Origin of the sequence: Escherichia sp. 94.0001 (assembly GCF_013369155.2) — a bacterium.
GTDB classification, from domain to species: Bacteria; Pseudomonadota; Gammaproteobacteria; order Enterobacterales; family Enterobacteriaceae; genus Escherichia; species Escherichia coli_F.
On record NZ_JABWMS020000034.1, the window covers coordinates 1 to 25,862 of the forward strand.

Here is a 25,862-nt window from a genome sequence, read left to right on the forward strand (position 1 = left end):
TCAACGTTGACTACCTCGGTGGTCAGATTGGGACTTTCGCCATCAACTTCTCCCGCCCGGCGGGTCAGGTGATTGCACAATACTATGAATTCCTGCGCCTCGGTCGTGAAGGCTATACCAAAGTACAGAACGCTTCCTACCAGGTTGCCGCTTATCTGGCGGATGAAATCGCCAAACTGGGGCCGTATGAGTTCATCTGTACCGGTCGCCCGGACGAAGGCATCCCGGCGGTTTGCTTCAAACTGAAAGATGGTGAAGATCCGGGATACACCCTCTACGACCTCTCTGAACGTCTGCGCCTGCGCGGCTGGCAGGTTCCGGCCTTCACTCTCGGCGGTGAAGCGACCGACATCGTGGTGATGCGCATTATGTGTCGTCGCGGCTTCGAAATGGACTTTGCTGAACTGTTGCTGGAAGACTACAAAGCCTCCCTGAAATATCTCAGCGATCACCCGAAACTGCAGGGTATTGCCCAGCAGAACAGCTTTAAACATACCTGATAACGTTTAACGGTAACGGTGTCCCGAAACGAATCCGTTTCGGGACAATTTCCAAAGTCTGTTCACTGGCATTAGCAACGGAAAATATTGTTCTGAATGTGCTTCAGAACAAAACAGGTGCGGTTCCGACAGGAATACCGTTTTAGGGGGATAATATGGCTACATCAGTACAGACAGGTAAAGCTAAGCAGCTCACATTACTCGGATTTTTTGCCATAACGGCATCGATGGTAATGGCTGTTTATGAATACCCTACCTTCGCAACATCGGGCTTTTCATTAGTCTTCTTCCTGCTATTAGGCGGGATTTTATGGTTTATTCCCGTGGGACTTTGTGCTGCGGAAATGGCTACCGTCGACGGCTGGGAAGAAGGTGGCGTCTTCGCCTGGGTATCAAATACTCTGGGGCCGAGATGGGGGTTTGCAGCGATCTCATTTGGCTATCTGCAAATCGCCATCGGTTTTATTCCAATGCTCTATTTCGTGTTAGGGGCACTCTCCTACATTTTGAAATGGCCAGCGTTGAATGAAGACCCCATTACCAAAACTATTGCAGCACTCATCATTCTTTGGGCGCTGGCATTAACACAGTTTGGTGGCACGAAATACACGGCGCGAATTGCTAAAGTTGGCTTCTTCGCCGGTATCCTGTTACCTGCATTTATTTTGATCGCATTAGCAGCTATTTATCTGCACTCCGGTGCTCCCGTTGCTATCGAAATGGATGCGAAAACCTTCTTCCCTGACTTCTCTAAAGTCGGCACCCTGGTTGTGTTTGTTGCCTTCATTTTGAGTTATATGGGGGTAGAAGCTTCCGCAACCCACGTCAATGAAATGCGCAATCCCGGTCGCGATTATCCGCTGGCGATGTTACTGCTGATGGTGGCGGCAATCTGCTTAAGCTCTGTTGGCGGTTTGTCTATTGCGATGGTTATTCCGGGTAATGAAATCAACCTCTCAGCAGGGGTAATGCAAACCTTTACCGTTCTTATGTCCCATGTGGCACCGGAAATTGAGTGGACGGTTCGCGTGATCTCCGCACTGCTGTTGCTGGGTGTTCTGGCGGAAATCGCTTCCTGGATTGTTGGCCCTTCTCGCGGGATGTATGTCACCGCGCAGAAAAACCTGCTGCCAGCGGCGTTCGCTAAAATGAACAAAAATGGCGTACCGGTAACGCTGGTTATTTCGCAGCTGGTGATTACTACTATCGCGTTGATCATCCTCACCAATACTGGTGGCGGTAACAATATGTCCTTCCTGATCGCCCTGGCGCTGACGGTGGTGATTTATCTGTGTGCTTATTTCATGCTGTTTATTGGCTACATTGTGTTGGTTCTTAAACATCCTGACTTAAAACGCACATTTAATATCCCTGGTGGTAAAGGGGTGAAACTGGTCGTGGCAATTGTCGGTCTGCTGACTTCAATTATGGCGTTTATTGTTTCCTTCCTGCCGCCGGATAACATCCAGGGTGACTCTACCGATATGTATGTTGAATTACTGGTCGTTAGTTTCCTGGTGGTACTTGCCCTGCCCTTTATTCTCTATGCTGTTCATGATCGTAAAGGCAAAGCGAATACCGGCGTCACTCTGGAGCCAATCAACAGTAAGAACGCACCAAAAGGTCACTTCTTCCTGCACCCGCGTGCACGTTCACCACACTATATTGTGATGAATGACAAGAAACACTAACCATGTCTGAATGGTTATAAGACAAGGGAGCGATAATTCATCGCTCCCTTTTTCGTGCTCGCTGTCGTATTGACTTAACCGGGATAAGTACGAGAATGAGCGCACATCTGTTTACCGGAAACCAGCATATATGGATATCTGCTCCCGAAACGTGAAATTAGCGATTAGAAGACCAGCGGCACTGGTTGCACTGGCACTTTTACTGTGTAGTTGCAAAAGCACGCCCCCAGAGTCAATGGTGACACCACCAACAGGTTCGAAGCCACCAGCTACGACGCAACAATCGTCACAACCGATGCGTGGCATCTGGCTGGCCACAGTGTCTCGCCTCGACTGGCCACCGGTTTCCTCGGTTAACATTAGTAACCCCACCAGCCGGGCACGTGTACAACAACAGGCGATGATCGACAAACTGGATCATCTGCAACGTCTCGGCATAAATACGGTCTTTTTCCAGGTCAAGCCGGACGGTACCGCCCTGTGGCCATCGAAAATTTTGCCGTGGTCCGATCTTATGACCGGAAAGATTGGTGAAAATCCAGGTTACGATCCGTTGCAATTTATGCTCGACGAAGCCCACAAGCGTGGGATGAAAGTACACGCCTGGTTTAACCCTTACCGCGTATCGGTTAATACAAAGCCTGGTACTATCAGGGAACTGAATAGCACCCTGTCTCAACAACCGGCCAGCGTCTATGTGCAACACCGCGACTGGATTAGAACGTCGGGTGATCGGTTTGTCCTCGACCCTGGTATTCCTGAGGTTCAGGACTGGATCACATCAATAGTCGCGGAAGTGGTTTCCCGCTATCCGGTAGATGGCGTGCAGTTTGACGACTATTTTTATACTGAGTCGCCGGGCTCACGGTTAAATGATAACGAGACGTACCGCAAATACGGCAGCGCATTTGCTTCAAAAGCAGACTGGCGGCGCAACAATACCCAGCAGTTAATTGCGAAGGTTTCGCACACCATTAAAAGCATTAAGCCGGAAGTCGAATTTGGCGTTAGCCCGGCAGGCGTGTGGCGTAACCGATCACACGATCCGCTCGGTTCCGATACCCGAGGCGCGGCAGCCTATGACGAATCCTATGCTGACACCCGTCGATGGGTGGAACAAGGATTGCTGGATTACATTGCCCCCCAAATTTACTGGCCGTTCTCACGGAGTGCCGCACGTTATGACGTTTTGGCAAAATGGTGGGCGGATGTCGTTAAACCGACCAGGACCCGCCTGTATATCGGTATCGCCTTCTATAAAGTGGGTGAACCTTCAAAGATAGAGCCAGACTGGATGATTAACGGTGGCGTACCGGAACTGAAAAAGCAGCTCGATCTTAACGATGCTGTACCAGAAATCAGCGGCACAATCTTGTTCCGTGAGGACTATCTGAACAAACCTCAGACTCAACAAGCGGTCAGCTATTTGCAAAGTCGTTGGGGCAGTTAAACTTGTAACATGGCCGGTGCTTTACTCACCGGCTTGTTATCCTCTTGAAATATCCCACTAATAATCATGCTTATTTAAGCCAAATTAACCACGCAATTAACCACTCTGAGTTTAATAGCCATAAAACCCCTAATAAAAATGTATGAATATGAAAACCCTACGGTATTCGCTGTTTCCGAAAAATAATTACGATGGGCTATACTCTTCTGAAGAACAGTAGCGTAGATTGAAACTGTCCTAAGTCGCTTATTTGTTTTCAGTATATCTTCATATTTCAGGAGAATATGGTGCAGTTAGTCGATCCCGCACGTTTCGTTTTGATTCCGTCTGCTTTCCCAGCCTTATAAGGGTGTGAATTATGGAGATGTATTTTAAAAGAATGAAAGATGAGTGGACCGGGCTTGTCGAACAAGCAGATCCGCTCATTCGTGCTAAAGCCGCGGAAATTGCCGTTGCGCATGCCCATTATCTGAGTATTGAGTTTTACCGAATTGTCCGTATCGACCCGCATGCCGAAGAATTCTTGAGTAATGAACAAGTTGAGCGGCAGCTGAAAAGTGCGATGGAACGCTGGATTATTAATGTGCTTTCTGCCCAGGTTGACGATGTTGAAAGGCTAATACAAATCCAGCATACCGTCGCAGAAGTGCATGCCCGCATCGGCATTCCAGTAGAAATTGTCGAGATGGGGTTTCGGGTGCTGAAAAAAATCCTCTATCCGGTGATTTTCTCTTCGGATTATTCTGCCGCAGAAAAACTTCAGGTCTACCATTTCTCGATTAACAGTATTGATATCGCGATGGAAGTCATGACCCGCGCGTTTACCTTTAGTGACAGTAGTGCCTCAAAAGAAGATGAAAACTATCGTATCTTCTCGTTACTGGAAAACGCCGAAGAAGAAAAAGAACGCCAAATAGCCTCAATCCTTTCATGGGAAATTGACATTATCTATAAAGTTCTGCTGGATTCTGATTTAGGCAGTAGTTTGCCTTTAAGCCAGGCTGATTTTGGCCTGTGGTTTAACCATAAAGGTCGACATTATTTTAGCGGCATTGCCGAAGTGGGTCATATCTCCCGCCTGATTCAGGATTTCGACGGTATTTTTAATCAAACCATGCGTAATGCAAAAAATTTGAGCAACAAAACTCTGCGGGTGAGATTTTTATTACAGATAAGAAATACCGTATCGCAAATTATTACCTTGCTGCGTGAATTATTTGAAGAAGTATCTCGCCACGAAGTGGGTATGGATGTACTGACAAAATTACTTAACCGCCGCTTCCTGCCGACCATCTTTAAACGCGAAATTGCCCATGCCAACCGGACCGGAACCCCCCTGTCAGTGCTGATTATTGACGTTGATAAATTCAAAGAGATCAACGATACGTGGGGCCATAACACCGGTGATGAAATTTTGCGTAAAGTTTCTCAGGCCTTTTACGACAACGTCCGCAGTAGTGATTATGTTTTTCGTTACGGGGGAGATGAATTTATCATTGTCCTGACTGAAGCTTCTGAAAACGAAACGTTACGTACCGCAGAACGTATTCGCAGTCGGGTGGAGAAAACCAAACTGAAAGCCGCAAACGGCGAAGATATTGCCCTCTCACTTTCCATCGGTGCCGCCATGTTTAATGGTCATCCTGACTATGAGCGCCTCATTCAAATAGCCGATGAAGCTCTGTATATCGCCAAAAGACGAGGTAGAAACCGTGTTGAACTCTGGAAAGCCAGTCTTTAGATGCGCCAGGATGCAGAGGTAATCATGAAGCTAACCGATGCGGATAATGCCGCCGATGGCATTTTTTTCCCCGCCCTTGAGCAAAATATGATGGGCGCGGTGTTAATTAACGAAAATGATGAAGTGATGTTTTTCAACCCCGCCGCAGAGAAGCTCTGGGGATACAAACGTGAAGAAGTCATTGGCAATAACATTGATATGCTGATTCCGCGGGATTTGCGTCCTGCGCATCCTGAATATATCCGTCACAACCGTGAAGGCGGTAAAGCGCGCGTCGAGGGGATGAGTCGGGAGCTGCAGCTGGAGAAAAAAGACGGCAGTAAAATCTGGACCCGTTTTGCGCTATCGAAAGTGAGCGCCGAGGGTAAAATTTATTACCTGGCGCTGGTACGGGATGCCAGCGTAGAAATGGCGCAAAAAGAACAGACCCGACAATTGATTATTGCTGTTGACCATCTCGACCGACCGGTGATTGTCCTCGATCCGGAACGCCATATTGTGCAGTGCAATCGCGCATTTACCGAAATGTTTGGTTACTGCATTAGCGAAGCCAGCGGTATGCAGCCCGATACACTCCTGAACATTCCAGAATTCCCTGCTGATAACCGCATTCGTTTACAACAGTTGCTATGGAAAACCGCCCGCGATCAGGACGAATTTCTGCTGTTGACGCGCACCGGTGAAAAAATCTGGATTAAAGCCTCTATCAGCCCGGTCTATGATGTGCTCGCGCATCTGCAGAACCTGGTAATGACTTTCTCGGATATCACCGAAGAACGGCAAATCCGCCAGCTTGAAGGCAATATTCTCGCCGCCATGTGCAGCAGCCCGCCATTTCATGAAATGGGGGAAATCATTTGTCGTAACATCGAATCCGTTCTCAACGAATCGCATGTTTCGCTGTTCGCGCTGCGCAACGGGATGCCGATACACTGGGCGTCATCTTCGCACGGTACAGAAGTTCAAAATGCGCAAAGCTGGTCAGCGACCATTCGTCAGCGTGATGGCGCACCGGCGGGGATCCTGCAAATTAAAACCTCGTCAGGAGCAGAAACCAGCGCCTTTATCGAACGCGTGGCAGATATCAGCCAGCATATGGCCGCGCTGGCGCTGGAACAGGAAAAAAGCCGTCAGCATATTGAACAACTCATCCAATTTGATCCGATGACCGGTCTGCCAAATCGCAATAACCTGCACAATTACCTCGATGACCTGGTCGACAAAGCCGTCTCTCCGGTGGTCTATCTCATCGGTGTTGACCATATTCAGGATGTGATTGATAGCCTTGGCTATGCGTGGGCCGATCAGGCATTGCTGGAAGTGGTCAATCGCTTTCGTGAAAAACTCAAACCGGATCAGTATCTCTGTCGTATCGAAGGTACGCAGTTTGTCCTCGTGAGCCTGGAAAACGACGTCAGTAACATTACCCAAATCGCCGATGAGCTACGGAATGTGGTCAGCAAGCCGATAATGATTGACGATAAACCATTCCCGCTCACCTTGAGCATTGGCATCAGCTACGACGTGGGTAAAAACCGCGATTACCTGCTCTCCACTGCCCATAACGCGATGGATTATATTCGCAAGAATGGCGGTAACGGCTGGCAGTTCTTCAGCCCGGTGATGAACGAAATGGTGAAAGAACGATTGATATTAGGCGCAGCGCTGAAAGAAGCGATTAGCAATAACCAACTGAAACTGGTTTACCAACCGCAAATCTTCGCAGAAACGGGTGAACTGTATGGTATCGAAGCCCTTGCTCGCTGGCACGATCCTCTGCATGGTCATGTGCCCCCTTCACGGTTTATTCCTCTCGCAGAAGAGATTGGCGAAATCGAAAATATTGGGCGCTGGGTCATCGCGGAAGCTTGCCGTCAGTTAGCAGAATGGCGTAGCCAGAATATTCATATTCCAGCGTTATCCGTTAACTTGTCTGCGCTGCACTTCCGCAGTAATCAGCTGCCTAATCAGGTGTCTGATGCAATGCAAGTCTGGGGCATTGACGGCCACCAGCTAACGGTGGAAATCACCGAAAGCATGATGATGGAACACGATACGGAAATTTTTAAGCGCATCCAGATCCTGCGCGATATGGGCGTGGGTTTATCGGTAGATGATTTTGGCACGGGTTTTTCCGGGTTATCCCGCTTAGTCAGTCTTCCGGTAACGGAAATCAAAATTGACAAAAGTTTTGTTGATCGTTGTCTGACTGAAAAACGCATCCTTGCCTTACTTGAAGCTATTACCAGCATTGGGCAAAGCCTCAATTTAACCGTCGTAGCGGAAGGCGTCGAAACCAAAGAGCAATTTGAGATGCTACGCAAGATTCACTGTCGCGTTATTCAGGGATATTTCTTTTCCCGCCCCCTGCCCGCCGAAGAAATTCCAGGCTGGATGAGTAGCGTGTTACCGCTGAAAATCTGACAAATCCCTCTCGCCCGCACTCGCGGGTTTTCATTTAACGTGACACTGTCACTTAAATACTGTGATTTCAGCTACGATTCCGGGAGATTCCTTCCTTAACTTCCCCTCTTGCACCAAAACTGCACTACGCTGCACAAATGTTGATCAAAAGTTAAAAAATATAACTTTAAGCCAGCATTCTGGCGCTTATCCCGGCATGGCATGAGATCTGCATAAGCGGAAAGCGCAGCAATTTTTGTCTTATACAGGAACCGTTTATGTCGGATACCACCGAACTGGTTGATTTAGCCGTGATCTTCCCTGATCTGGAGATCGAATTGAAATACGCCTGCGCTGATAACATCACAGGTAAAGCTATTTATCAGCAAGCGCGTTGTCTGTTACACAAGGATGCGATTACCGCGCTGGCGAAAAGTATCAGTATCGCCCAGCTGTCAGGCTTACAACTGGTGATTTACGATGCGTATCGCCCACAACAAGCACAGGCGATGTTGTGGCAAACCTGCCCAGACACGCAATATGTTGTTGATGTGACGGTCGGTTCTAATCACAGCCGTGGCACCGCGATCGACCTGACGCTTCGTGATGAGCACGGGAACATCCTCGATATGGGCGCAGAGTTCGATGAAATGCACGAACGTTCCCATGCTTACCATCCTTCCGTCCCGCCCGCCGCTCAGCGCAATCGCCTGTTGCTGAATGCGATTATGACTGGCGGTGGCTTTGTCGGTATCCCGAGCGAATGGTGGCACTTCGAATTACCCCAGGCAGCGAGTTACCCACTACTTGCTGATCAATTCACCTGTTTTATATCCCCTGGCACACAGCACGCCAGTTAATCAGGAAACTGTCATGAAGAGATCGATTTCGTTTCGTCCTACATTGCTCGCGATCGTCCTTGCCACAACAATGCCGGTTGCGCACGCCGCCGTACCGAAAGATATGCTGGTGATCGGTAAAGCTGCCGACCCACAAACCCTCGACCCGGCGGTAACAATTGATAATAACGACTGGACAGTGACCTACCCGTCTTATCAGCGACTGGTTCAGTACAAAACGGACGGTGATAAAGGCTCAACAGACGTTGAAGGCGATCTGGCGAGTAGCTGGAAAGCGTCTGACGATCAAAAAGAGTGGACGTTCACCCTGAAGGACAATGCTAAATTTGCCGATGGCACACCCGTCACTGCCGAAGCAGTAAAACTCTCTTTTGAGCGGTTACTAAAAATCGGTCAGGGGCCAGCAGAAGCATTTCCCAAAGATTTAAAGATTGATGCTCCCGACGAACATACGGTGAGGTTTACCCTTAGCCAGCCATTCGCACCGTTCCTCTACACGCTGGCGAATGACGGTGCATCCATTATCAATCCGGCGGTCTTAAAAGAACATGCGGCCGATGATGCCCGTGGTTTCCTCGCGCAAAATACCGCTGGCTCCGGACCGTTTATGCTGAAAAGCTGGCAAAAAGGTCAGCAATTAGTTCTGGTGCCAAATCCGCATTACCCCGGCAATAAACCGAACTTCAAACGGGTATCGGTAAAAATTATCGGTGAAAGTGCCTCCCGTCGCCTGCAGCTCTCCCGTGGCGACATTGACATTGCCGATGCGCTGCCGGTGGATCAACTCAACGCCCTGAAGCAGGAAAACAAAGTCAACGTGGCAGAGTATCCGTCACTGCGCGTCACCTATCTGTATCTCAATAACAGCAAAGCGCCACTTAATCAGGCGGATCTGCGTCGGGCCATTTCCTGGTCTACCGATTATCAGGGTATGATTAACGGCATTCTGAGTGGTAACGGAAAACAAATGCGCGGCCCGATTCCGGAAGGCATGTGGGGATACGATGCGACGGCAATGCAATACAACCATGACGAAACGAAAGCCAAAGCCGAATGGGATAAAGTGACGAGCAAACCCACCAGCCTGACGTTTCTCTACTCCGATAACGACCCGAACTGGGAACCTATTGCTCTGGCAACACAATCCAGCCTCAACAAGCTGGGCATCAATGTGAAGCTGGAAAAGCTGGCGAACGCCACCATGCGCGACAGAGTGGGTAAAGGTGATTACGACATCGCGATTGGCAACTGGAGTCCGGATTTTGCCGACCCGTATATGTTTATGAATTACTGGTTTGAGTCCGACAAAAAAGGTCTGCCGGGTAACCGCTCGTTCTATGAAAACAGTGAGGTCGATAAGTTACTGCGCAATGCGCTAGCGACCACCGACCAGACGCAGCGTACCCGGGACTACCAGCAGGCACAGAAAATCGTCATTGATGACGCTGCTTATGTGTACCTGTTCCAGAAAAACTACCAACTGGCGATGAACAAAGAGGTGAAAGGCTTTGTGTTCAATCCCATGCTGGAACAGGTCTTCAATATCAATACCATGAGTAAATAACGTGACCTTCTGGAGTATTTTACGCCAACGCTGCTGGGGGCTGGTGCTCGTGGTGGCGGGCGTCTGTGTGATTACGTTTATTATCTCGCACCTGATCCCCGGCGACCCGGCGCGGTTACTGGCGGGTGACCGCGCCAGCGATGCTATCGTGGATAATATTCGCCAGCAACTGGGACTGGACCAGCCACTGTACGTACAGTTTTACCGCTACGTCAGCGACCTGTTTCAGGGTGACCTGGGAACATCCATTCGTACCGGGCGTCCGGTGCTGGAAGAGTTGCGCATATTTTTCCCGGCGACGCTGGAACTGGCATTTTGCGCTCTGCTGCTGGCACTCCTGGTTGGTATCCCGCTGGGCATACTCTCTGCAGTCTGGCGAAATCGCTGGCTGGATCATCTGGTGCGAATAATGGCCATTACCGGAATCTCCACACCTGCGTTCTGGCTTGGGCTGGGCGTCATTGTGCTGTTTTATGGTCATCTGCAAATTCTTCCCGGCGGCGGAAGGCTTGATGACTGGCTGGATCCACCAACGCACGTTACCGGCTTTTATCTGCTCGATGCGCTGCTTGAAGGCAACGGTGAAGTCTTCTTCAATGCGCTGCAACATCTCATCTTACCGGCATTAACGCTGGCGTTCGTTCACCTGGGGATTGTCGCTCGCCAGATCCGCTCAGCTATGCTGGAACAATTGAGTGAAGACTACATTCGTACCGCCCGGGCCAGCGGCTTGCCCGGCTGGTATATCGTTTTATGTTATGCGCTACCCAATGCGTTGATCCCCTCGATTACCGTATTGGGGCTGGCGCTGGGCGATTTGTTGTATGGCGCAGTGCTCACCGAAACCGTTTTTGCCTGGCCCGGAATGGGTGCATGGGTAGTAACATCAATACAGGCGCTCGACTTCCCGGCAGTGATGGGCTTTGCCGTCGTGGTTTCATTTGCTTATGTGCTGGTCAACCTGGTGGTGGATTTGCTCTATTTGTGGATTGATCCGCGTATCGGACGTGGAGGTGATGAATGATGCTAAGCGAGGAAACGTCCGTCGTACGCCCACCAAAACAAACGCGATTTAACGGTGCAAAACTGGTATGGATGCTGAAAGGCAGTCCGCTCACCGTGACCGGCGCAGTCATCATTGTATTAATGCTATTGATGATGATTTTTTCACCGTGGCTGGCGACGCATGATCCCAACGCCATTGATTTAACTGCCCGCCTTTTGCCGCCTTCTGCGGCGCACTGGTTTGGCACCGATGAAGTGGGACGCGATCTGTTTAGCCGCGTACTGGTCGGCAGTCAGCAATCAATTCTCGCCGGATTAGTGGTGGTCGCCATTGCGGGTATGATGGGTTCGCTACTCGGGTGTCTATCCGGTGTGCTTGGCGGACGCGCAGACGCGATCATCATGCGCATCATGGACATTATGCTGTCGATTCCTTCGCTGGTGCTGACAATGGCGCTGGCTGCCGCACTTGGACCGAGTTTGTTTAACGCCATGCTGGCGATTGCTATCGTGCGAATCCCGTTTTATGTGCGCCTGGCGCGGGGACAAACATTAGTTGTCCGCCAGTACACTTTCGTTCAGGCGGCGAAAACCTTCGGTGCGTCACGCTGGCATCTGATCAACTGGCATATTTTACGTAACTCCCTGCCGCCGCTGATTGTGCAGGCATCGCTGGATATTGGTAGCGCGATTTTAATGGCCGCCACGTTGGGATTTATTGGCCTGGGTGCTCAACAACCGAGTGCTGAATGGGGGGCGATGGTGGCGAATGGTCGCAACTATGTGCTCGATCAATGGTGGTATTGCGCATTTCCGGGGGCAGCGATTTTGCTTACCGCCGTCGGCTTCAATCTCTTTGGTGATGGTATTCGCGATCTGCTTGACCCGAAAGCAGGAGGAAAGCAGTCATGACCCAACCCGTTCTGGACATTCAACAACTGCATTTGAGTTTCTCCGGTTTTAACGGCGACGTTCACGCGCTCAACAATGTGTCATTGAAAATCAACCGCGGTGAAATTGTCGGTCTGGTGGGAGAATCCGGCTCGGGTAAATCAGTCACTGCAATGTTGATTATGCGTCTGTTACCGACGGGCAGTTATTGCGTACATCGGGGACATATTTCACTGCTGGGAGAAGATGCTCTTAACGCTCGGGAAAAACAGCTTCGTCAGTGGCGCGGCACACGAGTGGCGATGATCTTTCAGGAACCGATGACCGCCCTAAATCCGACACGTCGAATAGGTCTTCAGATGATGGACGTGATCCGCCATCATCAACCAATAAGTCGTCGGGAAGCCAGAGCTAAAGCGATTGTCCTGCTGGAAGAGATGCAAATCCCGGATGCCGTGGAAGTTATGTCGCGCTATCCGTTTGAGCTTTCAGGTGGTATGCGCCAGCGGGTAATGATTGCGCTGGCATTCTCCTGCGAGCCGCAATTGATTATTGCCGACGAACCGACTACGGCGCTGGACGTCACGGTACAGTTGCAGGTACTGCGTCTGCTTAAACATAAAGCCCGCGCCAGTGGAACTGCGGTACTGTTCATCAGCCATGATATGGCCGTGGTGTCGCAACTGTGCGATAGCGTTTACGTGATGTATGCCGGAAGCGTGATCGAGAGCGGCATGACGGCAGACGTTATCCATCATCCCCGGCATCCGTATACCATTGGTTTGCTGCAATGCGCACCGGAACATGGAATACCACGCCAGCCATTACCCGCCATTCCAGGGACGGTACCAAACCTCACCCATTTGCCTGACGGCTGCGCTTTTCGCGATCGTTGCTATGCGGCAGGTACACAGTGTGAAAACGTCCCGGCGCTGACAGCGTGTGGTGACAACAACCACCGCTGCGCCTGTTGGTATCCTCAGCAGGAGGTCATTAGTGTCTGACACGTTATTAACGTTACGCGACGTCCATATCAATTTCCCGGCCCGAAAAAACTGGCTTGGTAAAACTACGGAACATGTTCATGCCATCAATGGTATTGATTTACAGATCCGTCGTGGTGAAACCTTAGGGATCGTCGGTGAGTCAGGCTGCGGCAAAAGCACCCTCGCACAGCTTTTAATGGGTATGCTGCAACCGAGCCACGGGCAGTACATCCGTTCAGGATCACAACGCATTATGCAGATGGTGTTTCAGGACCCGCTCTCTTCGCTTAATCCGCGCTTACCGGTGTGGCGCATCATCACGGAACCGCTCTGGATTGCTAAGCGTAGTAGTGAACAACAGCGGCGAGCGTTGGCAGAGGAGCTGGCTGTGCAGGTGGGTATTCGTCCGGAGTATCTCGACCGCTTGCCTCATGCGTTCTCAGGCGGGCAGCGGCAACGTATCGCCATTGCCAGAGCACTCTCTTCACAGCCTGACATGATTGTGCTTGATGAACCAACCTCGGCGCTGGATATCTCCGTGCAGGCGCAGATCCTCAATTTACTGGTAACGCTACAGGAAAATCGCGAGCTGACTTATGTGCTGATTTCACACAATGTCTCGGTGATACGTCATATGAGCGATCGGGTGGCGGTGATGTATCTCGGACAGATTGTGGAACTAGGAGACGCGCAACAGGTGCTGACAGCTCCGGCACATCCATACACCCGATTATTGCTGGATTCCCTCCCCGCCATTGATAAACCGCTGGAGGAAGAATGGGCATTACGTAAAACGGATCTACCAGGAAACCGCACGTTGCCACAAGGCTGTTTTTTCCGTGAACGTTGCCCTCTGGCAACCCACGGATGTGAAGTCCGGCAATCATTAACAATAAGGGAGGACGGACGTGAGATCAGGTGCTGGCGGGCGCTGTAGAGACGCGGCATCCGGCTATTGCATGTCTGTGGAAACGTTATGCGTCATAGGTTTTTTTTAACGTTTCCATCAACGCTTGCGCCGCAGTAGAAAGCTTATGGTGTGACGAACGCAGAACGCCTACCCGTCGCTCAATCACCGGATTATCCAGTTCCAGACACACTGCGCCCAATTCGCTCATCTGCCTGCGGCACAGTGCAGGCACAGCGCTGCCCCCCAAACCGTTTGCCACCAGCCGCCCAACCGTAACCAGTTGATGGCTTTCCAGCGCCACTTCCAGTTGCGTTCCACTTTGTGCCAATTCCTCTTCCAGCATCAACCTGACGGCTGACGGTCGCTGGAGGGTGATAAAATCGAGCGTCAGCAAATCCCGCCAGCTCACGCGTTGCCGATTTGCCAGTCGGGAATCGGCTGGAACAATAGCAACAAACCGATCCACGCCCAGCGGGATAAAATGCAAATGGCCGCAATAGTCAGGTTCAAAGGCAATCCCCATCTCCACGCGCCCTTCACTCACCATTTCGATTACCAGCTCATTCACCACATCGTGCACAGTGACGTTAATCCCTGAATAACAATCGCGGAAGGTTTTCAGCACCGGAGGCAAAACGTTGGCCGCAAATGACGGCATCGCTGCCACTGAGACTTTGCCCCGCCTGAGCGTGAATCGCTGACGCATGGCCTCTTCGGTGTTATCCCAGTCAGCCAGCAAAGGCCGTGCCATCGACAATAGCGTTTCCCCCTCCTGGGTTAACGTCACTTTTCGCGTAGTACGCAGCAGTAAAGCGCCCCCTAAGGCATCTTCCAGTCCTTTAATGGCAAGACTTAGCGCAGGCTGCGACATATTCAGCCGTTCACTGGCATGGGCAAAGTTCAGAGTGTGAGCTACCGCTAAAAACGCGCGTAACTGTTTGATGCTCATTTTCATCTGGTATTCCGTTAACTTGTTGAATACATTTAATTAGCATTATATTTATAAATAATACAAATGAATGAGTCACAAATTTAAAATTAACAAATCATTTTTTGCCCTTAATGATGTTGGAAAGGACAACTGGAGGGCAACTGTATGGCTGGGCTGGATAAACGGGTCGCTACGTATCACGAGGCGCTTGAAGGACTTACCAATGAGATGACGATTCTGGCGGGAGGTTTTGGCCTGTGCGGCATCCCGGAGAATCTGATTGCTGAAGTTCGCCACCGTGGAGTAACCGCATTGACGGTGGTTTCCAATAACTGTGGCGTAGACGGTTTTGGACTGGGTGTACTGCTGGAAACCCGACAGATCCGTAAAGTCATCGCTTCTTATGTTGGCGAAAATGCTTTGTTTGAAAAACAGGTGCTTAACGGCGAACTGGAGGCGATTCTCACACCGCAAGGAACCCTGGCAGAACAACTGCGCGCAGGCGGCGCGGGCATCCCGGCCTTCTTTACTGCCACCGGTTACGGTACACCCGTTGCCGAAGGGAAAGAAGTCCGCGAATTCAACGGTCGCCCGTACATAATGGAACAGGCTATCACCGGTGATTTTGCCCTGGTCAAAGGCTGGAAAGCCGACTGGTACGGCAACGTGATTTATCGTCATACCGCGCAAAACTTCAACCCACTGATGGCGGCTGCCGGAAAAATCACCGTGGTGGAAGTGGAAGAGATTGTGCCGCCTGGTGAACTTGATCCTGCCGCAATCCATACCCCAGGGATTTTTGTTAATCGCGTCATTCAGGGGCAATTTGAAAAACGCATTGAACAACGCACCCTTAGCCGCAAAGGAGCCTGACCATGTTAACCCGTGAACAAATGGCGATGCGAGTCGCCCGCGAATTGCGCGATGGCTATTACGTCAATCTCGGCATTGGTATCCCGACCCTGGTGGCAAACTACATTCCTGACGGGATGGATGTGATGTTGCAGTCAGAAAACGGTTTGCTGGGAATGGGCGCATTTCCTACGGAAGATGAACTGGACGCCGACATGATTAATGCCGGTAAACAAACCGTTACCGCACGGAAAGGCGCGGCAATTTTCGATTCGGCGCAATCTTTCGCCATGATCCGTGGCGGCCATGTGGATCTGACTGTGCTTGGCGCATTTGAAGTGGATGTGAATGGCAACATTGCCTCATGGATGATCCCCGGCAAGATGGTTAAAGGCATGGGCGGTGCCATGGATCTGGTTGCCGGTGCCGAGAATATTATTGTGGTAATGACCCACGCCTCCAAATCCGGCGAATCCAAACTGCTTCCCGACTGTACCCTGCCATTGACTGGCGTCGGCTGCATCAAACGCGTCTTAACCGACCTTGCTCTGCTGGAAATTGCTGACGGCGCTTTCATTCTGCGCGAGCGCGCGCCGGGAATCAGCGTTGCGGAAATCGTCGCCAAAACCGCCGGTAAGTTGTTTGTGCCGGAACATGTCCCGGAAATGCAATTCAACTGAGGAATCACCATGCAGGACGTTGTTATTGTTGCCGCTACGCGCACGCCGATTGGCTGTTTTCATGGCGCTCTCGCACCACTTTCTGCGGTTGATCTCGGCGCTGCCACCATCCGTTCATTGCTGGAGAAAACCGCACTTGCAGCAGAACAGATCGATGAAGTGATTTTTGGTCAGGTCCTGACTGCCGGAAGCGGACAAAACCCAGCACGGCAATCGGCGCTCAAAGCCGGGTTAAGCCACGATACACCCGCCGTTACCATCAACCTGGTATGTGGTTCCGGTTTGAAAGCCGTACACCAGGCCGTGCAGGCGATCCGCTGTGGTGATGCACAGATCATTATCGCAGGTGGCCAGGAAAGCATGAGCAACGCGCCCTATTTTATTGATGGCGCGCGGGCAGGTTTACGCCTCGGGCATACCAGCATGAAAGACAGCGTGGTTCATGACGGACTATGGGATGCTTTCAATGATTACCACATGGGCATTACTGCAGAAAACCTGGCGCAAAAATATGCCATCAGTCGCGAGCGCCAGGACACATTCGCGCTACGTTCTCAGCAAAAAGCCGCTGCCGCAATGGAAGCCTGGCGCTTTGCAGACGAAATTACTCCGGTCAGCGTACCACAAGGTAAAAAACCACCACGCTGGGTAAATACCGACGAACAACCACGTTCCGGGACGCAACTGGAAAAACTGGCGCAACTGAAACCGGCCTTTCTTCCGGGGGCAGGAAGCGTCACCGCGGGAAATGCCTCTTCCATCAATGATGGTGCCGCCGCAGTCATGTTAATGCGCGCCAGCAAAGCTGCCGAACTTGGCCTCTCTGTGCTGGCTCGGGTGGCCGGTTATGCCGTTTCTGGCGTCGATCCTGCCTTTATGGGCATCGGTCCGGTCGTCGCTACCCGCGAATGTCTTAAGCGTTGCGGATGGACGCTGGAAGATATTGATCTTATTGAAGCAAACGAAGCTTTCGCAGCGCAGGCGCTGGCCGTTGGCGACGAACTGAACTGGGATAACGACAAAGTGAATGTTAACGGCGGCGCAATCGCACTTGGGCATCCTATTGGCGCTTCTGGTTGCCGCATTCTGGTCACTCTCATTTATGAAATGGCGCGACGTAATGCGCAAAAAGGGCTGGCGACGCTGTGCGTCGGTGGCGGTCAGGGCGTGGCGCTGACGCTGGAAAGAACCACAGGAGAACACCATGCAAACTGAACAATTTGCGGTACTGGGCGCCGGATTGATGGGCGTGGGGATTGCCACTCATTTCGCCCGCTTTGGTCATGATATCTGGCTGTACGATACCGAGCAGAGCCGGATTGCTGAAATCCCCGTAGTTGCAGGCGGGATTCTTGATGAACTGATTAGCTGCGAACAGTTTACTGCCTCGGGAAAAGAGAATGTGCTTAAACGCCTTCACGGCACGACCTCTCTTGCTGACATCGCCGACTCGCAACTACTGATTGAGGCGATCCCGGAGCGGCTTGAACTAAAACACGCATTATATGCCGAGCTTGAAACACTTATTTCTCCTGAGGCCATTGTCGCCAGCAATACCAGCGGTCTGCCGCCCGATGATCTGGCAGCGAAGATGCGCTACCCGCAACGACTGCTGATCGCCCATTTCTGGCATCCGCCGCACTTCATTCCACTTGTAGAGATTGTCCCCGGCAGCGTTACCGAGCCAAAGCATTTGCACTGGCTGCAACACTTGCTTGTGTCACTGCAACTGGAAGCTGTGTTGCTGGATCGCGCTGCGCCAGGATTTGTCGGCAACCGTCTGCAATTTGCACTGTTGCGTGAAGCCCTGCATATCGTAAAAAGCGGCATCGCCAGTGCCGAAGTAGTCGATCAGGTCATGCGCGCCTCGCTTGGGCGACGTTATGCCATGGTCGGCCCGCTGGAGGCCGCCGACATGACCGGACTTTCGACGGTGCAGGATATTTGTCGCCATCTTCTCCCTGAACTGGCGACTGGCAGCGACATGATGTCATTAGTTGCCGAAAAAGTGGAACGTGGAGACATCGGCGTACGTAGCGGTCAGGGATTTTACCGCTGGGATGAATCGCGGAAGCAGTACATCCAGCAGCGTCGGGAACATCAGCTTCGCTTCGCCCTGAAACCCTAACTTCTCTCGCTGTACCCACTATAACAACGATATTGAGGAGTCCCGATGAGTGTATTAATCGCCCTTGCCGCGCTTGGGCTGCTAATGCTGGCAGCCTATCGCGGATACAGCGTTATCCTTTTTGCCCCCATCGCGGCATTAGGCGCTGTTCTTGTCACCGATCCGGGGGCTGTTGGCCCAGCATTTACCGGTCTGTTCATGGAAAAAATGGTCGGCTTCGTGAAATTGTACTTCCCGGTGTTTCTGCTCGGGGCCGTGTTCGGAAAACTGATTGAGCTTTCAGGATTTTCTCGTTCGATTGTCGCTGCTGCAATCAACATTCTCGGGCGGCGGCATGCGATTCCGGTGATTGTGCTGGTATGCGCATTACTCACCTATGGCGGCGTGTCGCTGTTTGTGGTGGCATTTGCCGTTTATCCGTTCGCGGCTGAATTGTTCCGACAGAGTAATATCCCCAAACGGCTTATACCGGCAACGGTGGCCCTCGGAGCATTCTCTTTTACTATGGACGCTCTGCCCGGCACACCTCAAATCCAGAACATTATTCCCACCAGTTTCTTTGGCACCAACGCCTGGGCCGCGCCGTGGCTGGGGCTCATTGGTTCACTGTTTATCATTGCCGTCGGGCTTATCTATCTGGAGCGACAGCGTCGTAAAGCGCATGCAAAAAATGAAGGTTACGGCACAGAGTTACTTAATGAACCTGAAACGCCAGACAACATCAATTTACCGAATCCACTCATTGCGATTTCACCGTTGATTCTGGTGGGGCTGTTGAACTTGTTGTTTACCTGGTGGATCCCTGTTTGGTACGGTGCGAGTCACCAACTGAAGTTGCCAGGACTTGCCGCCCCGATCACTACAGATGTCGCCAAAATCACCGCTATCTGGGCCGTTGAAGCAGCGCTCATTGCCGGAATTTTGCTGGTGGTGATTTTCGGATATCGCAATATTCATGGAAGACTGGCAGAAGGAAGCCGTACTGCGGTGGGTGGCGCAATTCTGGCCGCGATGAACACCGCCTCAGAATATGGCTTCGGTGCGGTTATCGCCGCTCTGCCCGGTTTTCTGGTGCTCTCAAAGGCGCTGGCTGCCATTCCAGATCCATTACTCAACGAAGCCATCAGCATCACCACGCTTGCCGGCATTACCGGTTCAGCGTCCGGCGGGATGAGTATTGCTCTTGCGGCTATGTCCGACACTTTTATTGCCGCTGCGCACGCTGCCAATATTCCACTGGAAGTTTTTCACCGCGTGGCATCTATGGCCAGTGGCGGCATGGATACATTGCCCCATAACGGCGCAGTGATCACTCTGCTGGCAATTACTGGGCTGAGTCACCGTCAGGCTTACGGCGGTATCTTCGCAATTACGATCATTAAAAGTCTGGCCGTGCTGTTTATCATCGGCGTGTACTACACCACCGGCATTGTCTAAGGAGAATCATCATGAATTTACAAGGTAAAACTGCGCTTGTGACGGGGTCCTCCAGCGGTATTGGACTCGGTATTGCTCAGACACTGGCAAAAGCCGGCGCGCAAGTGATCCTCAACGGCTTCGGTGATGTTGACGCGGCAATCAATGGGGTTTCTCGTGTGGGTAAAACGCCTGGCTATCATGAGGCAGACCTCAGCGATGAATCGCAAATTGTCAGCATGATGGCCTACGCACGGAGGGAATTTGGCGGTGTGGACATTCTGGTGAATAACGCCGGGATCCAATATGTCTCCCCGGTGGAATCTTTCCCGGTAGAAAAATGGAACGCCATTATCGCTATCAATCTCTCTTCTGTCTTTCACACCACGCGTCTGGCACTGCCTGAAATGCGCACTCGTAACTGGGGGCGGATCATTAACATTGCCTCTGTGCATGGGCTGGTAGCGTCGAAAGACAAATCGGCTTATGTTGCGGCAAAACATGGCGTGGTGGGACTCACAAAGACCATTGCTCTGGAGACTGCGCAGACGGGTATTACCTGCAACGCGCTCTGCCCTGGCTGGGTGCTGACGCCGCTGGTACAACAGCAGATTGATAAGCGCATTGCGCAAGGCGAAGATGCGGAAAGCGCGCGTGACGCCTTACTGGCAGAAAAACAGCCTTCTCGTGAATTTGTGACTCCGCAACAACTGGGTGAACTGGCGCTCTTTCTCTGTTCGGATGCGGCAGCACAAGTGCGCGGTGTAGCGTGGAATATGGATGGCGGTTGGGTAGCACAGTAAGAGTTCGCCGGATGACGCGTCATCCGGCAACGCTTTACGATTTCAACTGGTAATCCAGCGTAATTTCCGCTTTCAGTACCTGAGAAACCGGGCATCCTGCTTTTGCTTTCTGGATAATGCCGTCAAAAGTAGAGGCATCAATACCCGGCACCGCAACTTCACTCTTCAGTGCGATTTTCGTAATTGCAAAACCGGCATCCACTTTATCCAGCGAGACATCGGCGGTGGTATCAATCGATGTTGGCGTGAATCCTGCTTCCCCCAGCATTAATGAAAGCGCCATTGAGAAACATGCTGCATGCGCCGCGCCAATTAGTTCTTCAGGGTTAGTTCCTTTTTCGCCTTCAAAACGCGTATTAAATCCATACGGCTGTTGGTTCAGCACGCCGCTCTCGGTGGATACGGTTCCCTTCCCGCGTTTGATATCGCCTTCCCAGTGTGCCTGACCTTTCTTATGGATTGTCATTGTTGCTCTCCTGTGGGCTTAAAAAGGAAATTATAGACTACGTGAGAAACAGCATGAGGATAAGCGGGATATTCCGAATAGAATCCGGCGAAAATATTATCTATGTACTTAAATAAAATTCCCACAATAGATAACCGGGAATATATAACTCAAGAGATATTGCATCAATATCAATCAACTCACACCAATAATATTCCCATTAGTATCATGGAGTTAAAATATAAAAATCATCAACCAGGACTAATCTTAACAACGAAGCGGCAAATATTTGCCATGCTGAATGTGCTTTATAAATCTGCGATCCGTAGCAGACACCATAAATACACAGACACGGAGAATCACTATGTTTACTTATTATCAGGCAGAAAATTCAACAGCAGAACCCGCTCTGGTTAATGCCATTGAGCAAGGCCTTCGGGCAGAACACGGTGTTGTCACTGAAGATGACATTCTCATGGAGCTGACCAAATGGGTGGAAGCTTCTGATAACGACATCCTCAGTGATATCTACCAACAAACGATCAATTATGTGGTCAGTGGCCAGCACCCTACGCTTTAAGGTGCTATGCTTGATCGGCAACCTAATTTAGGGGTTTAGCACGTGTTTCTTCGCTACGGCGATGTTGTCCTTAAAACTAGCAACAGGATTGAGGAGTTAAAATGAAATCGAACCGTCAGGCACGTCATATTCTTGGACTGGACCATAAAATTTCTAACCAGCGCAAAATAGTTACCGAAGGTGACAAATCCAGCGTGGTAAATAACCCAACCGGCAGAAAACGCCCCGCTGAAAAGTAATCTTTAACAATCAGTCCTCAATGACGATTAAACACCATTGCCTGCGCAATGGTGTTTTTGTTTTTAACTGCTTTATACTTGGAGCCGACGCCCTGGCGGTAAAGCAAAGACGATAAAAGCACCCCAGGGATGGATATTCAAAAAAGAGTGAGTGACATGGAACCAAAAACAAAAAAACAGCGTTCGCTTTATATTCCTTACGCTGGCCCTGTACTGCTGGAATTTCCGTTGTTGAATAAAGGCAGCGCCTTCAGCATGGAAGAACGCCGTAACTTCAACCTGCTGGGGTTACTGCCGGAAGTGGTCGAAACCATCGAAGAACAAGCGGAACGCGCATGGATCCAGTATCAGGGATTCAAAACCGAAATCGACAAACACATCTACCTGCGTAACATCCAGGACACCAACGAAACCCTCTTCTACCGTCTGGTAAACAATCATCTTGATGAGATGATGCCCGTTATTTACACCCCAACCGTCGGCGCAGCCTGTGAGCGTTTTTCTGAGATCTACCGTCGTTCCCGCGGCGTGTTTATCTCATACCAGAACCGCCACAATATGGACGATATTCTGCAAAACGTACCGAACCATAATATTAAAGTGATTGTGGTGACGGACGGCGAACGTATTCTGGGGCTTGGTGACCAGGGCATCGGTGGGATGGGTATTCCGATCGGTAAACTGTCGCTCTATACCGCCTGCGGCGGCATCAGCCCGGCGTATACACTGCCGGTGGTGCTGGATGTCGGGACGAACAACCAGCAGTTGCTTAACGACCCGCTGTATATGGGCTGGCGTAATCCACGTATCACTGACGACGAATACTATGAATTCGTGGATGAATTTATCCAGGCTGTGAAACAACGCTGGCCGGACGTGCTGTTGCAGTTTGAAGACTTCGCACAAAAAAATGCGATGCCGTTACTTAACCGCTATCGCAATGAAATTTGTTCTTTTAACGATGATATTCAGGGCACCGCGGCGGTAACAGTCGGCACACTGATCGCAGCCAGCCGTGCGGCGGGCGGTCAGTTAAGCGAGAAAAAAATCGTCTTCCTCGGCGCAGGTTCAGCAGGATGCGGCATTGCTGAGATGATCATCGCCCAGACCCAGCGTGAAGGATTAAGCGAAGAAGCGGCGCGGCAGAAAGTCTTTATGGTCGATCGCTTTGGTCTGCTCACCGACAAGATGCCGAATCTGCTGCCTTTCCAGACTAAACTGGTGCAGAAGCGCGAAAATCTCAGTGACTGGGATACTGACAGCGATGTGCTGTCACTGCTTGATGTGGTGCGCAATGTCAAACCGGATATTCTGATTGGCGTCTCAGGACAGACCGGGCTGTTTACGGAAGAGATCATCCGTGAGATGCACAAACACTGTCCGCGTCCGATCGTGATGCCGCTGTCTAACCCGACTTCACGTGTGGAAGCCACACCGCAGGACATTATCGCCTGGACCGAAGGTAACGCGCTGGTCGCCACCGGCAGTCCGTTTAATCCAGTGGTATGGAAAGATAAAATCTACCCTATCGCCCAGTGTAACAACGCCTTTATTTTCCCGGGCATCGGCCTGGGTGTTATTGCTTCCGGCGCGTCACGTATCACCGATGAGATGCTGATGTCAGCAAGCGAAACACTTGCTCAGTATTCGCCGCTGGTACTGAACGGCGAAGGTCTGGTACTGCCGGAACTGAAAGATATTCAGAAAGTGTCCCGCGCAATTGCGTTTGCGGTTGGCAAAATGGCGCAGCAGCAAGGCGTGGCGGTGAAAACGTCTGCCGAAGCTCTGCAACAGGCCATTGATGATAACTTCTGGCAAGCCGAATACCGCGACTACCGCCGTACATCCATCTAAGCCTGCGCCCGGTAGTGACTGCTACCGGGCAATTTTCCTCTTCCTTTTTCAGATCTCATCCATACTGGGTAGTGGCGAATAAATCTCATTTGCCTCACCTGCTATGCAGAACATCATCCGAAAAGGAGGAAACTATGAAGGCTGCAGTTGTTACGAAGGATCATCATGTTGACGTTACGGATAAAACACTGCGCTCACTGAAACATGGCGAAGCCCTGCTGAAAATGGAGTGTTGTGGCGTATGTCATACCGATCTTCATGTTAAGAATGGCGATTTTGGTGATAAAACCGGCGTGATTCTGGGCCATGAAGGCATCGGTATGGTGGCAGAAGTTGGCCCCGGCGTTACCTCATTAAAACCAGGCGATCGCGCCAGCGTGGCGTGGTTTTACGAAGGATGCGGTCATTGCGAATACTGTAACAGTGGTAACGAAACGCTCTGCCGTTCAGTTAAAAATGCCGGATACAGCGTTGATGGCGGCATGGCGGAAGAGTGCATCGTGGTCGCCGATTACGCGGTTAAAGTGCCCGATGGCCTGGACTCCGCGGCGGCCAGCAGCATTACCTGCGCGGGTGTCACCACCTACAAAGCAGTAAAACTGTCAAAAATTCGTCCAGGACAGTGGATTGCTATCTACGGTCTTGGCGGTCTGGGCAACCTCGCCCTGCAATACGCGAAAAATGTCTTTAATGCAAAAGTGATCGCCATTGATGTCAATGATGAGCAGTTGAAACTGGCAACCGAAATGGGTGCAGATTTAGCGATTAACTCACGCACCGAAGACGCCGCCAAAATTGTGCAAGAGAAAACCGGTGGCGCTCACGCAGCGGTGGTGACAGCGGTAGCTAAAGCTGCGTTTAACTCGGCAGTTGATGCTGTCCGTGCTGGCGGTCGTGTTGTGGCAGTCGGTCTGCCGCCGGAGTCTATGAGCCTGGACATCCCACGGCTGGTGCTGGATGGTATTGAAGTCGTCGGTTCTCTGGTCGGCACGCGCCAGGATCTAACCGAGGCCTTCCAGTTTGCCGCCGAAGGTAAAGTGGTGCCAAAAGTTGCCCTGCGTCCGTTAGCGGACATCAACACCATCTTTACTGAGATGGAAGAAGGCAAAATCCGTGGCCGTATGGTGATTGATTTCCGTCGCTAAGAGGCCTTTGCTGCGACTGCCATGTTTGAGTCGCAGCCTGTTTTGCGAGACGCTTTCCGCAATTTCACTCTTCTTCTTTTCCTCCCCCATCTTTCCTCTCACAATTCACGAAAACGTAGCGAAATTTGTTGCGCTGCACGGAACAATAGTGATAGTGTTCCTTTCGAAGGAACAAGGATGAAGAGATGATAATGAATTTCAGACACAAGGGATTGCGTGACTTGTTTCTTCTCGGCAAAACCTCCGGCGTTATACCGACGCAAGTCAAACGATTACGCCACCGACTCGCTGTGATTGATGCAGCAAGCTGTCTTGCTGATCTCGATATGCCCGGTTACCGACTACACCCGTTAAGCGGCGATCGTGATGGAATTTGGGCGATATCTGTCTCGGGCAACTGGCGAATCACATTTGAATTCGTCAATGGCGATGCATACATACTGGATTACGAGGACTATCACTGATGAAAATGGCCAATCATCCCCGCCCGGGGGACATTATTCAGGAATCACTGGACGAGCTGAACGTCAGCCTGCGTGAGTTTGCCAGAGCAATGGAAATTGCGCCCTCAACGGCAAGCCGATTGCTGACCGGAAAAGCCGCGTTGACGCCAGAAATGGCGATTAAACTTTCCGTGGTGATCGGCAGTTCGCCGCAAATGTGGCTGAATCTACAAAACGCCTGGAGTCTGGCAGAGGCAGAAAAAACGGTAGATGTGTCGCGACTACGCCGTCTGGTTACGCAATAAAAAAATGGCACCTTATAAAGCGCCATTTGAAACTGATGGC

Annotated in this window: 25 protein-coding genes; 23 read left to right on the forward strand and 2 right to left on the reverse strand. The window is 51.1% G+C overall.

All coding sequences use genetic code 11. The features are described 5' to 3' along the window. The 11 genes from HEN33_RS15545 to HEN33_RS15595 form a co-directional block, all read left to right on the forward strand. The coding region (locus tag HEN33_RS15545; protein WP_000295429.1) for a pyridoxal-dependent decarboxylase at positions 1-500 on the forward strand (500 nt) is incomplete at its 5' end. Between the two features lie 155 nt (positions 501-655). Further along, positions 656-2,191 carry an acid resistance gamma-aminobutyrate antiporter GadC gene (gadC, locus tag HEN33_RS15550; protein ID WP_032303025.1) on the forward strand — a complete coding sequence of 512 codons (1,536 nt, stop codon included), beginning with the start codon at positions 656-658 and terminating at the stop codon, positions 2,189-2,191. 130 nt (positions 2,192-2,321) lie between these two features. After that, entirely contained in the window at positions 2,322-3,641 is a 1,320-nt protein-coding gene (locus HEN33_RS15555) for a family 10 glycosylhydrolase (protein ID WP_176262932.1), read from the forward strand. Between the two features lie 358 nt (positions 3,642-3,999). Then, positions 4,000-5,382 (forward strand): diguanylate cyclase DosC, encoded by a 1,383-nt coding sequence (gene dosC / locus HEN33_RS15560; RefSeq protein ID WP_000426275.1) that lies wholly within the window; start codon positions 4,000-4,002, stop codon positions 5,380-5,382. A 24-nt stretch (positions 5,383-5,406) separates the two neighbouring features. Further along, the gene (gene dosP / locus HEN33_RS15565; RefSeq protein ID WP_024211995.1) at positions 5,407-7,806 is read left to right on the forward strand and encodes an oxygen-sensing cyclic-di-GMP phosphodiesterase DosP; all 2,400 of its coding nucleotides are present in this window, start codon (positions 5,407-5,409) and stop codon (positions 7,804-7,806) included. Positions 7,807-8,063: 257 nt separating this feature from the next. Further along, the gene (gene ddpX, locus HEN33_RS15570) at positions 8,064-8,645 is read left to right on the forward strand and encodes a D-alanyl-D-alanine dipeptidase (protein WP_176262931.1); all 582 of its coding nucleotides are present in this window, start codon (positions 8,064-8,066) and stop codon (positions 8,643-8,645) included. Between the two features lie 13 nt (positions 8,646-8,658). Continuing rightward, positions 8,659-10,209: an ABC transporter substrate-binding protein gene (locus HEN33_RS15575; RefSeq protein WP_176262930.1), complete on the forward strand. Its 1,551-nt coding sequence runs from the start codon at positions 8,659-8,661 to the stop codon at positions 10,207-10,209. A gap of 1 nt (position 10,210) precedes the next feature. Continuing rightward, entirely contained in the window at positions 10,211-11,233 is a 1,023-nt protein-coding gene (locus HEN33_RS15580) for an ABC transporter permease (protein ID WP_000145093.1), read from the forward strand. Continuing rightward, on the forward strand, positions 11,230-12,126 hold the full coding sequence (gene ddpC, locus HEN33_RS15585; RefSeq protein ID WP_000979633.1) for a D,D-dipeptide ABC transporter permease: 897 nt from the start codon (positions 11,230-11,232) through the stop codon (positions 12,124-12,126). The genes HEN33_RS15580 and ddpC overlap by 4 nt, the downstream gene beginning before the upstream one ends. Beyond that, a complete protein-coding gene (locus HEN33_RS15590; RefSeq protein ID WP_176262929.1) occupies positions 12,123-13,109 on the forward strand; it encodes an ABC transporter ATP-binding protein in 987 nt (328 codons plus the stop codon). Before ddpC ends, HEN33_RS15590 begins: the two co-directional genes overlap by 4 nt. Then, entirely contained in the window at positions 13,102-14,028 is a 927-nt protein-coding gene (locus HEN33_RS15595) for an oligopeptide/dipeptide ABC transporter ATP-binding protein (protein ID WP_176262928.1), read from the forward strand. Before HEN33_RS15590 ends, HEN33_RS15595 begins: the two co-directional genes overlap by 8 nt. 37 nt (positions 14,029-14,065) lie before the next feature. Here the strand turns inward: HEN33_RS15595 and HEN33_RS15600 are convergent, their stop codons facing one another. Continuing rightward, positions 14,066-14,956, reverse strand: coding sequence for a LysR family transcriptional regulator (locus HEN33_RS15600; protein ID WP_000784067.1), 891 nt, complete (start codon positions 14,954-14,956; stop codon positions 14,066-14,068). 141 nt (positions 14,957-15,097) lie between these two features. On the opposite strand from HEN33_RS15600, the gene HEN33_RS15605 reads away from it, so the two are divergent. Genes HEN33_RS15605 through HEN33_RS15630 form a run of 6 tightly spaced genes read left to right on the forward strand, consistent with a single transcriptional unit; the run spans position 15,098 to position 20,811 of the window. Further along, a complete protein-coding gene (locus tag HEN33_RS15605; RefSeq protein WP_000907685.1) occupies positions 15,098-15,805 on the forward strand; it encodes a CoA transferase subunit A in 708 nt (235 codons plus the stop codon). A gap of 2 nt (positions 15,806-15,807) precedes the next feature. Beyond that, the gene (locus tag HEN33_RS15610) at positions 15,808-16,464 is read left to right on the forward strand and encodes a CoA transferase subunit B (protein WP_000957780.1); all 657 of its coding nucleotides are present in this window, start codon (positions 15,808-15,810) and stop codon (positions 16,462-16,464) included. Between the two features lie 9 nt (positions 16,465-16,473). Further along, positions 16,474-17,679, forward strand: coding sequence for an acetyl-CoA C-acetyltransferase (locus HEN33_RS15615; RefSeq protein ID WP_001154416.1), 1,206 nt, complete (start codon positions 16,474-16,476; stop codon positions 17,677-17,679). Then, positions 17,669-18,592, forward strand: coding sequence for a 3-hydroxyacyl-CoA dehydrogenase family protein (locus tag HEN33_RS15620; protein ID WP_176262927.1), 924 nt, complete (start codon positions 17,669-17,671; stop codon positions 18,590-18,592). The genes HEN33_RS15615 and HEN33_RS15620 overlap by 11 nt, the downstream gene beginning before the upstream one ends. Positions 18,593-18,637: 45 nt before the next feature. Beyond that, entirely contained in the window at positions 18,638-20,029 is a 1,392-nt protein-coding gene (locus HEN33_RS15625; RefSeq protein ID WP_176262926.1) for a GntP family permease, read from the forward strand. Positions 20,030-20,040: 11 nt separating this feature from the next. Further along, complete coding sequence (locus HEN33_RS15630; RefSeq protein ID WP_001053158.1) at positions 20,041-20,811, forward strand: 3-hydroxybutyrate dehydrogenase; 771 nt, start codon at positions 20,041-20,043, stop codon at positions 20,809-20,811. A 34-nt stretch (positions 20,812-20,845) separates the two neighbouring features. On the opposite strand, the gene osmC is transcribed toward HEN33_RS15630, so the two are convergent. Beyond that, positions 20,846-21,277, reverse strand: coding sequence for a peroxiredoxin OsmC (osmC, locus tag HEN33_RS15635; protein ID WP_000152305.1), 432 nt, complete (start codon positions 21,275-21,277; stop codon positions 20,846-20,848). A gap of 343 nt (positions 21,278-21,620) precedes the next feature. Between osmC and bdm the strand changes: the two genes are divergently transcribed. The 6 genes from bdm to HEN33_RS15665 all read left to right on the forward strand — a co-directional run bounded on the left by bdm (position 21,621) and on the right by HEN33_RS15665 (position 25,822). Then, the gene (gene bdm, locus HEN33_RS15640; RefSeq protein WP_000495766.1) at positions 21,621-21,836 is read left to right on the forward strand and encodes a biofilm-dependent modulation protein; all 216 of its coding nucleotides are present in this window, start codon (positions 21,621-21,623) and stop codon (positions 21,834-21,836) included. A gap of 101 nt (positions 21,837-21,937) precedes the next feature. Next, entirely contained in the window at positions 21,938-22,075 is a 138-nt protein-coding gene (gene sra, locus HEN33_RS15645) for a stationary-phase-induced ribosome-associated protein (protein ID WP_000841554.1), read from the forward strand. A 156-nt stretch (positions 22,076-22,231) separates the two neighbouring features. Next, positions 22,232-23,929: a malate dehydrogenase gene (maeA, locus tag HEN33_RS15650; RefSeq protein WP_000433464.1), complete on the forward strand. Its 1,698-nt coding sequence runs from the start codon at positions 22,232-22,234 to the stop codon at positions 23,927-23,929. A gap of 134 nt (positions 23,930-24,063) precedes the next feature. Further along, positions 24,064-25,074, forward strand: a complete 1,011-nt coding sequence (adhP, locus tag HEN33_RS15655; protein WP_163438088.1) for an alcohol dehydrogenase AdhP — start codon at positions 24,064-24,066, stop codon at positions 25,072-25,074. Between the two features lie 185 nt (positions 25,075-25,259). Beyond that, on the forward strand, positions 25,260-25,538 hold the full coding sequence (locus HEN33_RS15660) for a type II toxin-antitoxin system RelE/ParE family toxin (RefSeq protein ID WP_104919749.1): 279 nt from the start codon (positions 25,260-25,262) through the stop codon (positions 25,536-25,538). Continuing rightward, positions 25,538-25,822, forward strand: a complete 285-nt coding sequence (locus HEN33_RS15665) for a HigA family addiction module antitoxin (protein ID WP_000781370.1) — start codon at positions 25,538-25,540, stop codon at positions 25,820-25,822. The genes HEN33_RS15660 and HEN33_RS15665 overlap by 1 nt, the downstream gene beginning before the upstream one ends. Positions 25,823-25,862 lie beyond the last annotated feature (40 nt).

What these genes read in the sequence shown, in the direction of transcription:
- gadC (WP_032303025.1), top strand. Translation starts at nt 656, where the DNA reads ATGGCTACATCAGTACAGACAGGTAAAGCTAAGCAGCTCACATTACTC.
- HEN33_RS15555 (WP_176262932.1), top strand. Translation starts at nt 2,322, where the DNA reads ATGGATATCTGCTCCCGAAACGTGAAATTAGCGATTAGAAGACCAGCG.
- dosC (WP_000426275.1), top strand. Translation starts at nt 4,000, where the DNA reads ATGGAGATGTATTTTAAAAGAATGAAAGATGAGTGGACCGGGCTTGTC.
- dosP (WP_024211995.1), top strand. Translation starts at nt 5,407, where the DNA reads ATGAAGCTAACCGATGCGGATAATGCCGCCGATGGCATTTTTTTCCCC.
- ddpX (WP_176262931.1), top strand. Translation starts at nt 8,064, where the DNA reads ATGTCGGATACCACCGAACTGGTTGATTTAGCCGTGATCTTCCCTGAT.
- HEN33_RS15575 (WP_176262930.1), top strand. Translation starts at nt 8,659, where the DNA reads ATGAAGAGATCGATTTCGTTTCGTCCTACATTGCTCGCGATCGTCCTT.
- ddpC (WP_000979633.1), top strand. Translation starts at nt 11,230, where the DNA reads ATGATGCTAAGCGAGGAAACGTCCGTCGTACGCCCACCAAAACAAACG.
- HEN33_RS15590 (WP_176262929.1), top strand. Translation starts at nt 12,123, where the DNA reads ATGACCCAACCCGTTCTGGACATTCAACAACTGCATTTGAGTTTCTCC.
- HEN33_RS15600 (WP_000784067.1), bottom strand. Translation starts at nt 14,956, where the DNA reads ATGAAAATGAGCATCAAACAGTTACGCGCGTTTTTAGCGGTAGCTCAC.
- HEN33_RS15605 (WP_000907685.1), top strand. Translation starts at nt 15,098, where the DNA reads ATGGCTGGGCTGGATAAACGGGTCGCTACGTATCACGAGGCGCTTGAA.
- HEN33_RS15610 (WP_000957780.1), top strand. Translation starts at nt 15,808, where the DNA reads ATGTTAACCCGTGAACAAATGGCGATGCGAGTCGCCCGCGAATTGCGC.
- HEN33_RS15615 (WP_001154416.1), top strand. Translation starts at nt 16,474, where the DNA reads ATGCAGGACGTTGTTATTGTTGCCGCTACGCGCACGCCGATTGGCTGT.
- HEN33_RS15620 (WP_176262927.1), top strand. Translation starts at nt 17,669, where the DNA reads ATGCAAACTGAACAATTTGCGGTACTGGGCGCCGGATTGATGGGCGTG.
- HEN33_RS15625 (WP_176262926.1), top strand. Translation starts at nt 18,638, where the DNA reads ATGAGTGTATTAATCGCCCTTGCCGCGCTTGGGCTGCTAATGCTGGCA.
- HEN33_RS15630 (WP_001053158.1), top strand. Translation starts at nt 20,041, where the DNA reads ATGAATTTACAAGGTAAAACTGCGCTTGTGACGGGGTCCTCCAGCGGT.
- osmC (WP_000152305.1), bottom strand. Translation starts at nt 21,277, where the DNA reads ATGACAATCCATAAGAAAGGTCAGGCACACTGGGAAGGCGATATCAAA.
- bdm (WP_000495766.1), top strand. Translation starts at nt 21,621, where the DNA reads ATGTTTACTTATTATCAGGCAGAAAATTCAACAGCAGAACCCGCTCTG.
- sra (WP_000841554.1), top strand. Translation starts at nt 21,938, where the DNA reads ATGAAATCGAACCGTCAGGCACGTCATATTCTTGGACTGGACCATAAA.
- maeA (WP_000433464.1), top strand. Translation starts at nt 22,232, where the DNA reads ATGGAACCAAAAACAAAAAAACAGCGTTCGCTTTATATTCCTTACGCT.
- adhP (WP_163438088.1), top strand. Translation starts at nt 24,064, where the DNA reads ATGAAGGCTGCAGTTGTTACGAAGGATCATCATGTTGACGTTACGGAT.
- HEN33_RS15660 (WP_104919749.1), top strand. Translation starts at nt 25,260, where the DNA reads ATGATAATGAATTTCAGACACAAGGGATTGCGTGACTTGTTTCTTCTC.
- HEN33_RS15665 (WP_000781370.1), top strand. Translation starts at nt 25,538, where the DNA reads ATGAAAATGGCCAATCATCCCCGCCCGGGGGACATTATTCAGGAATCA.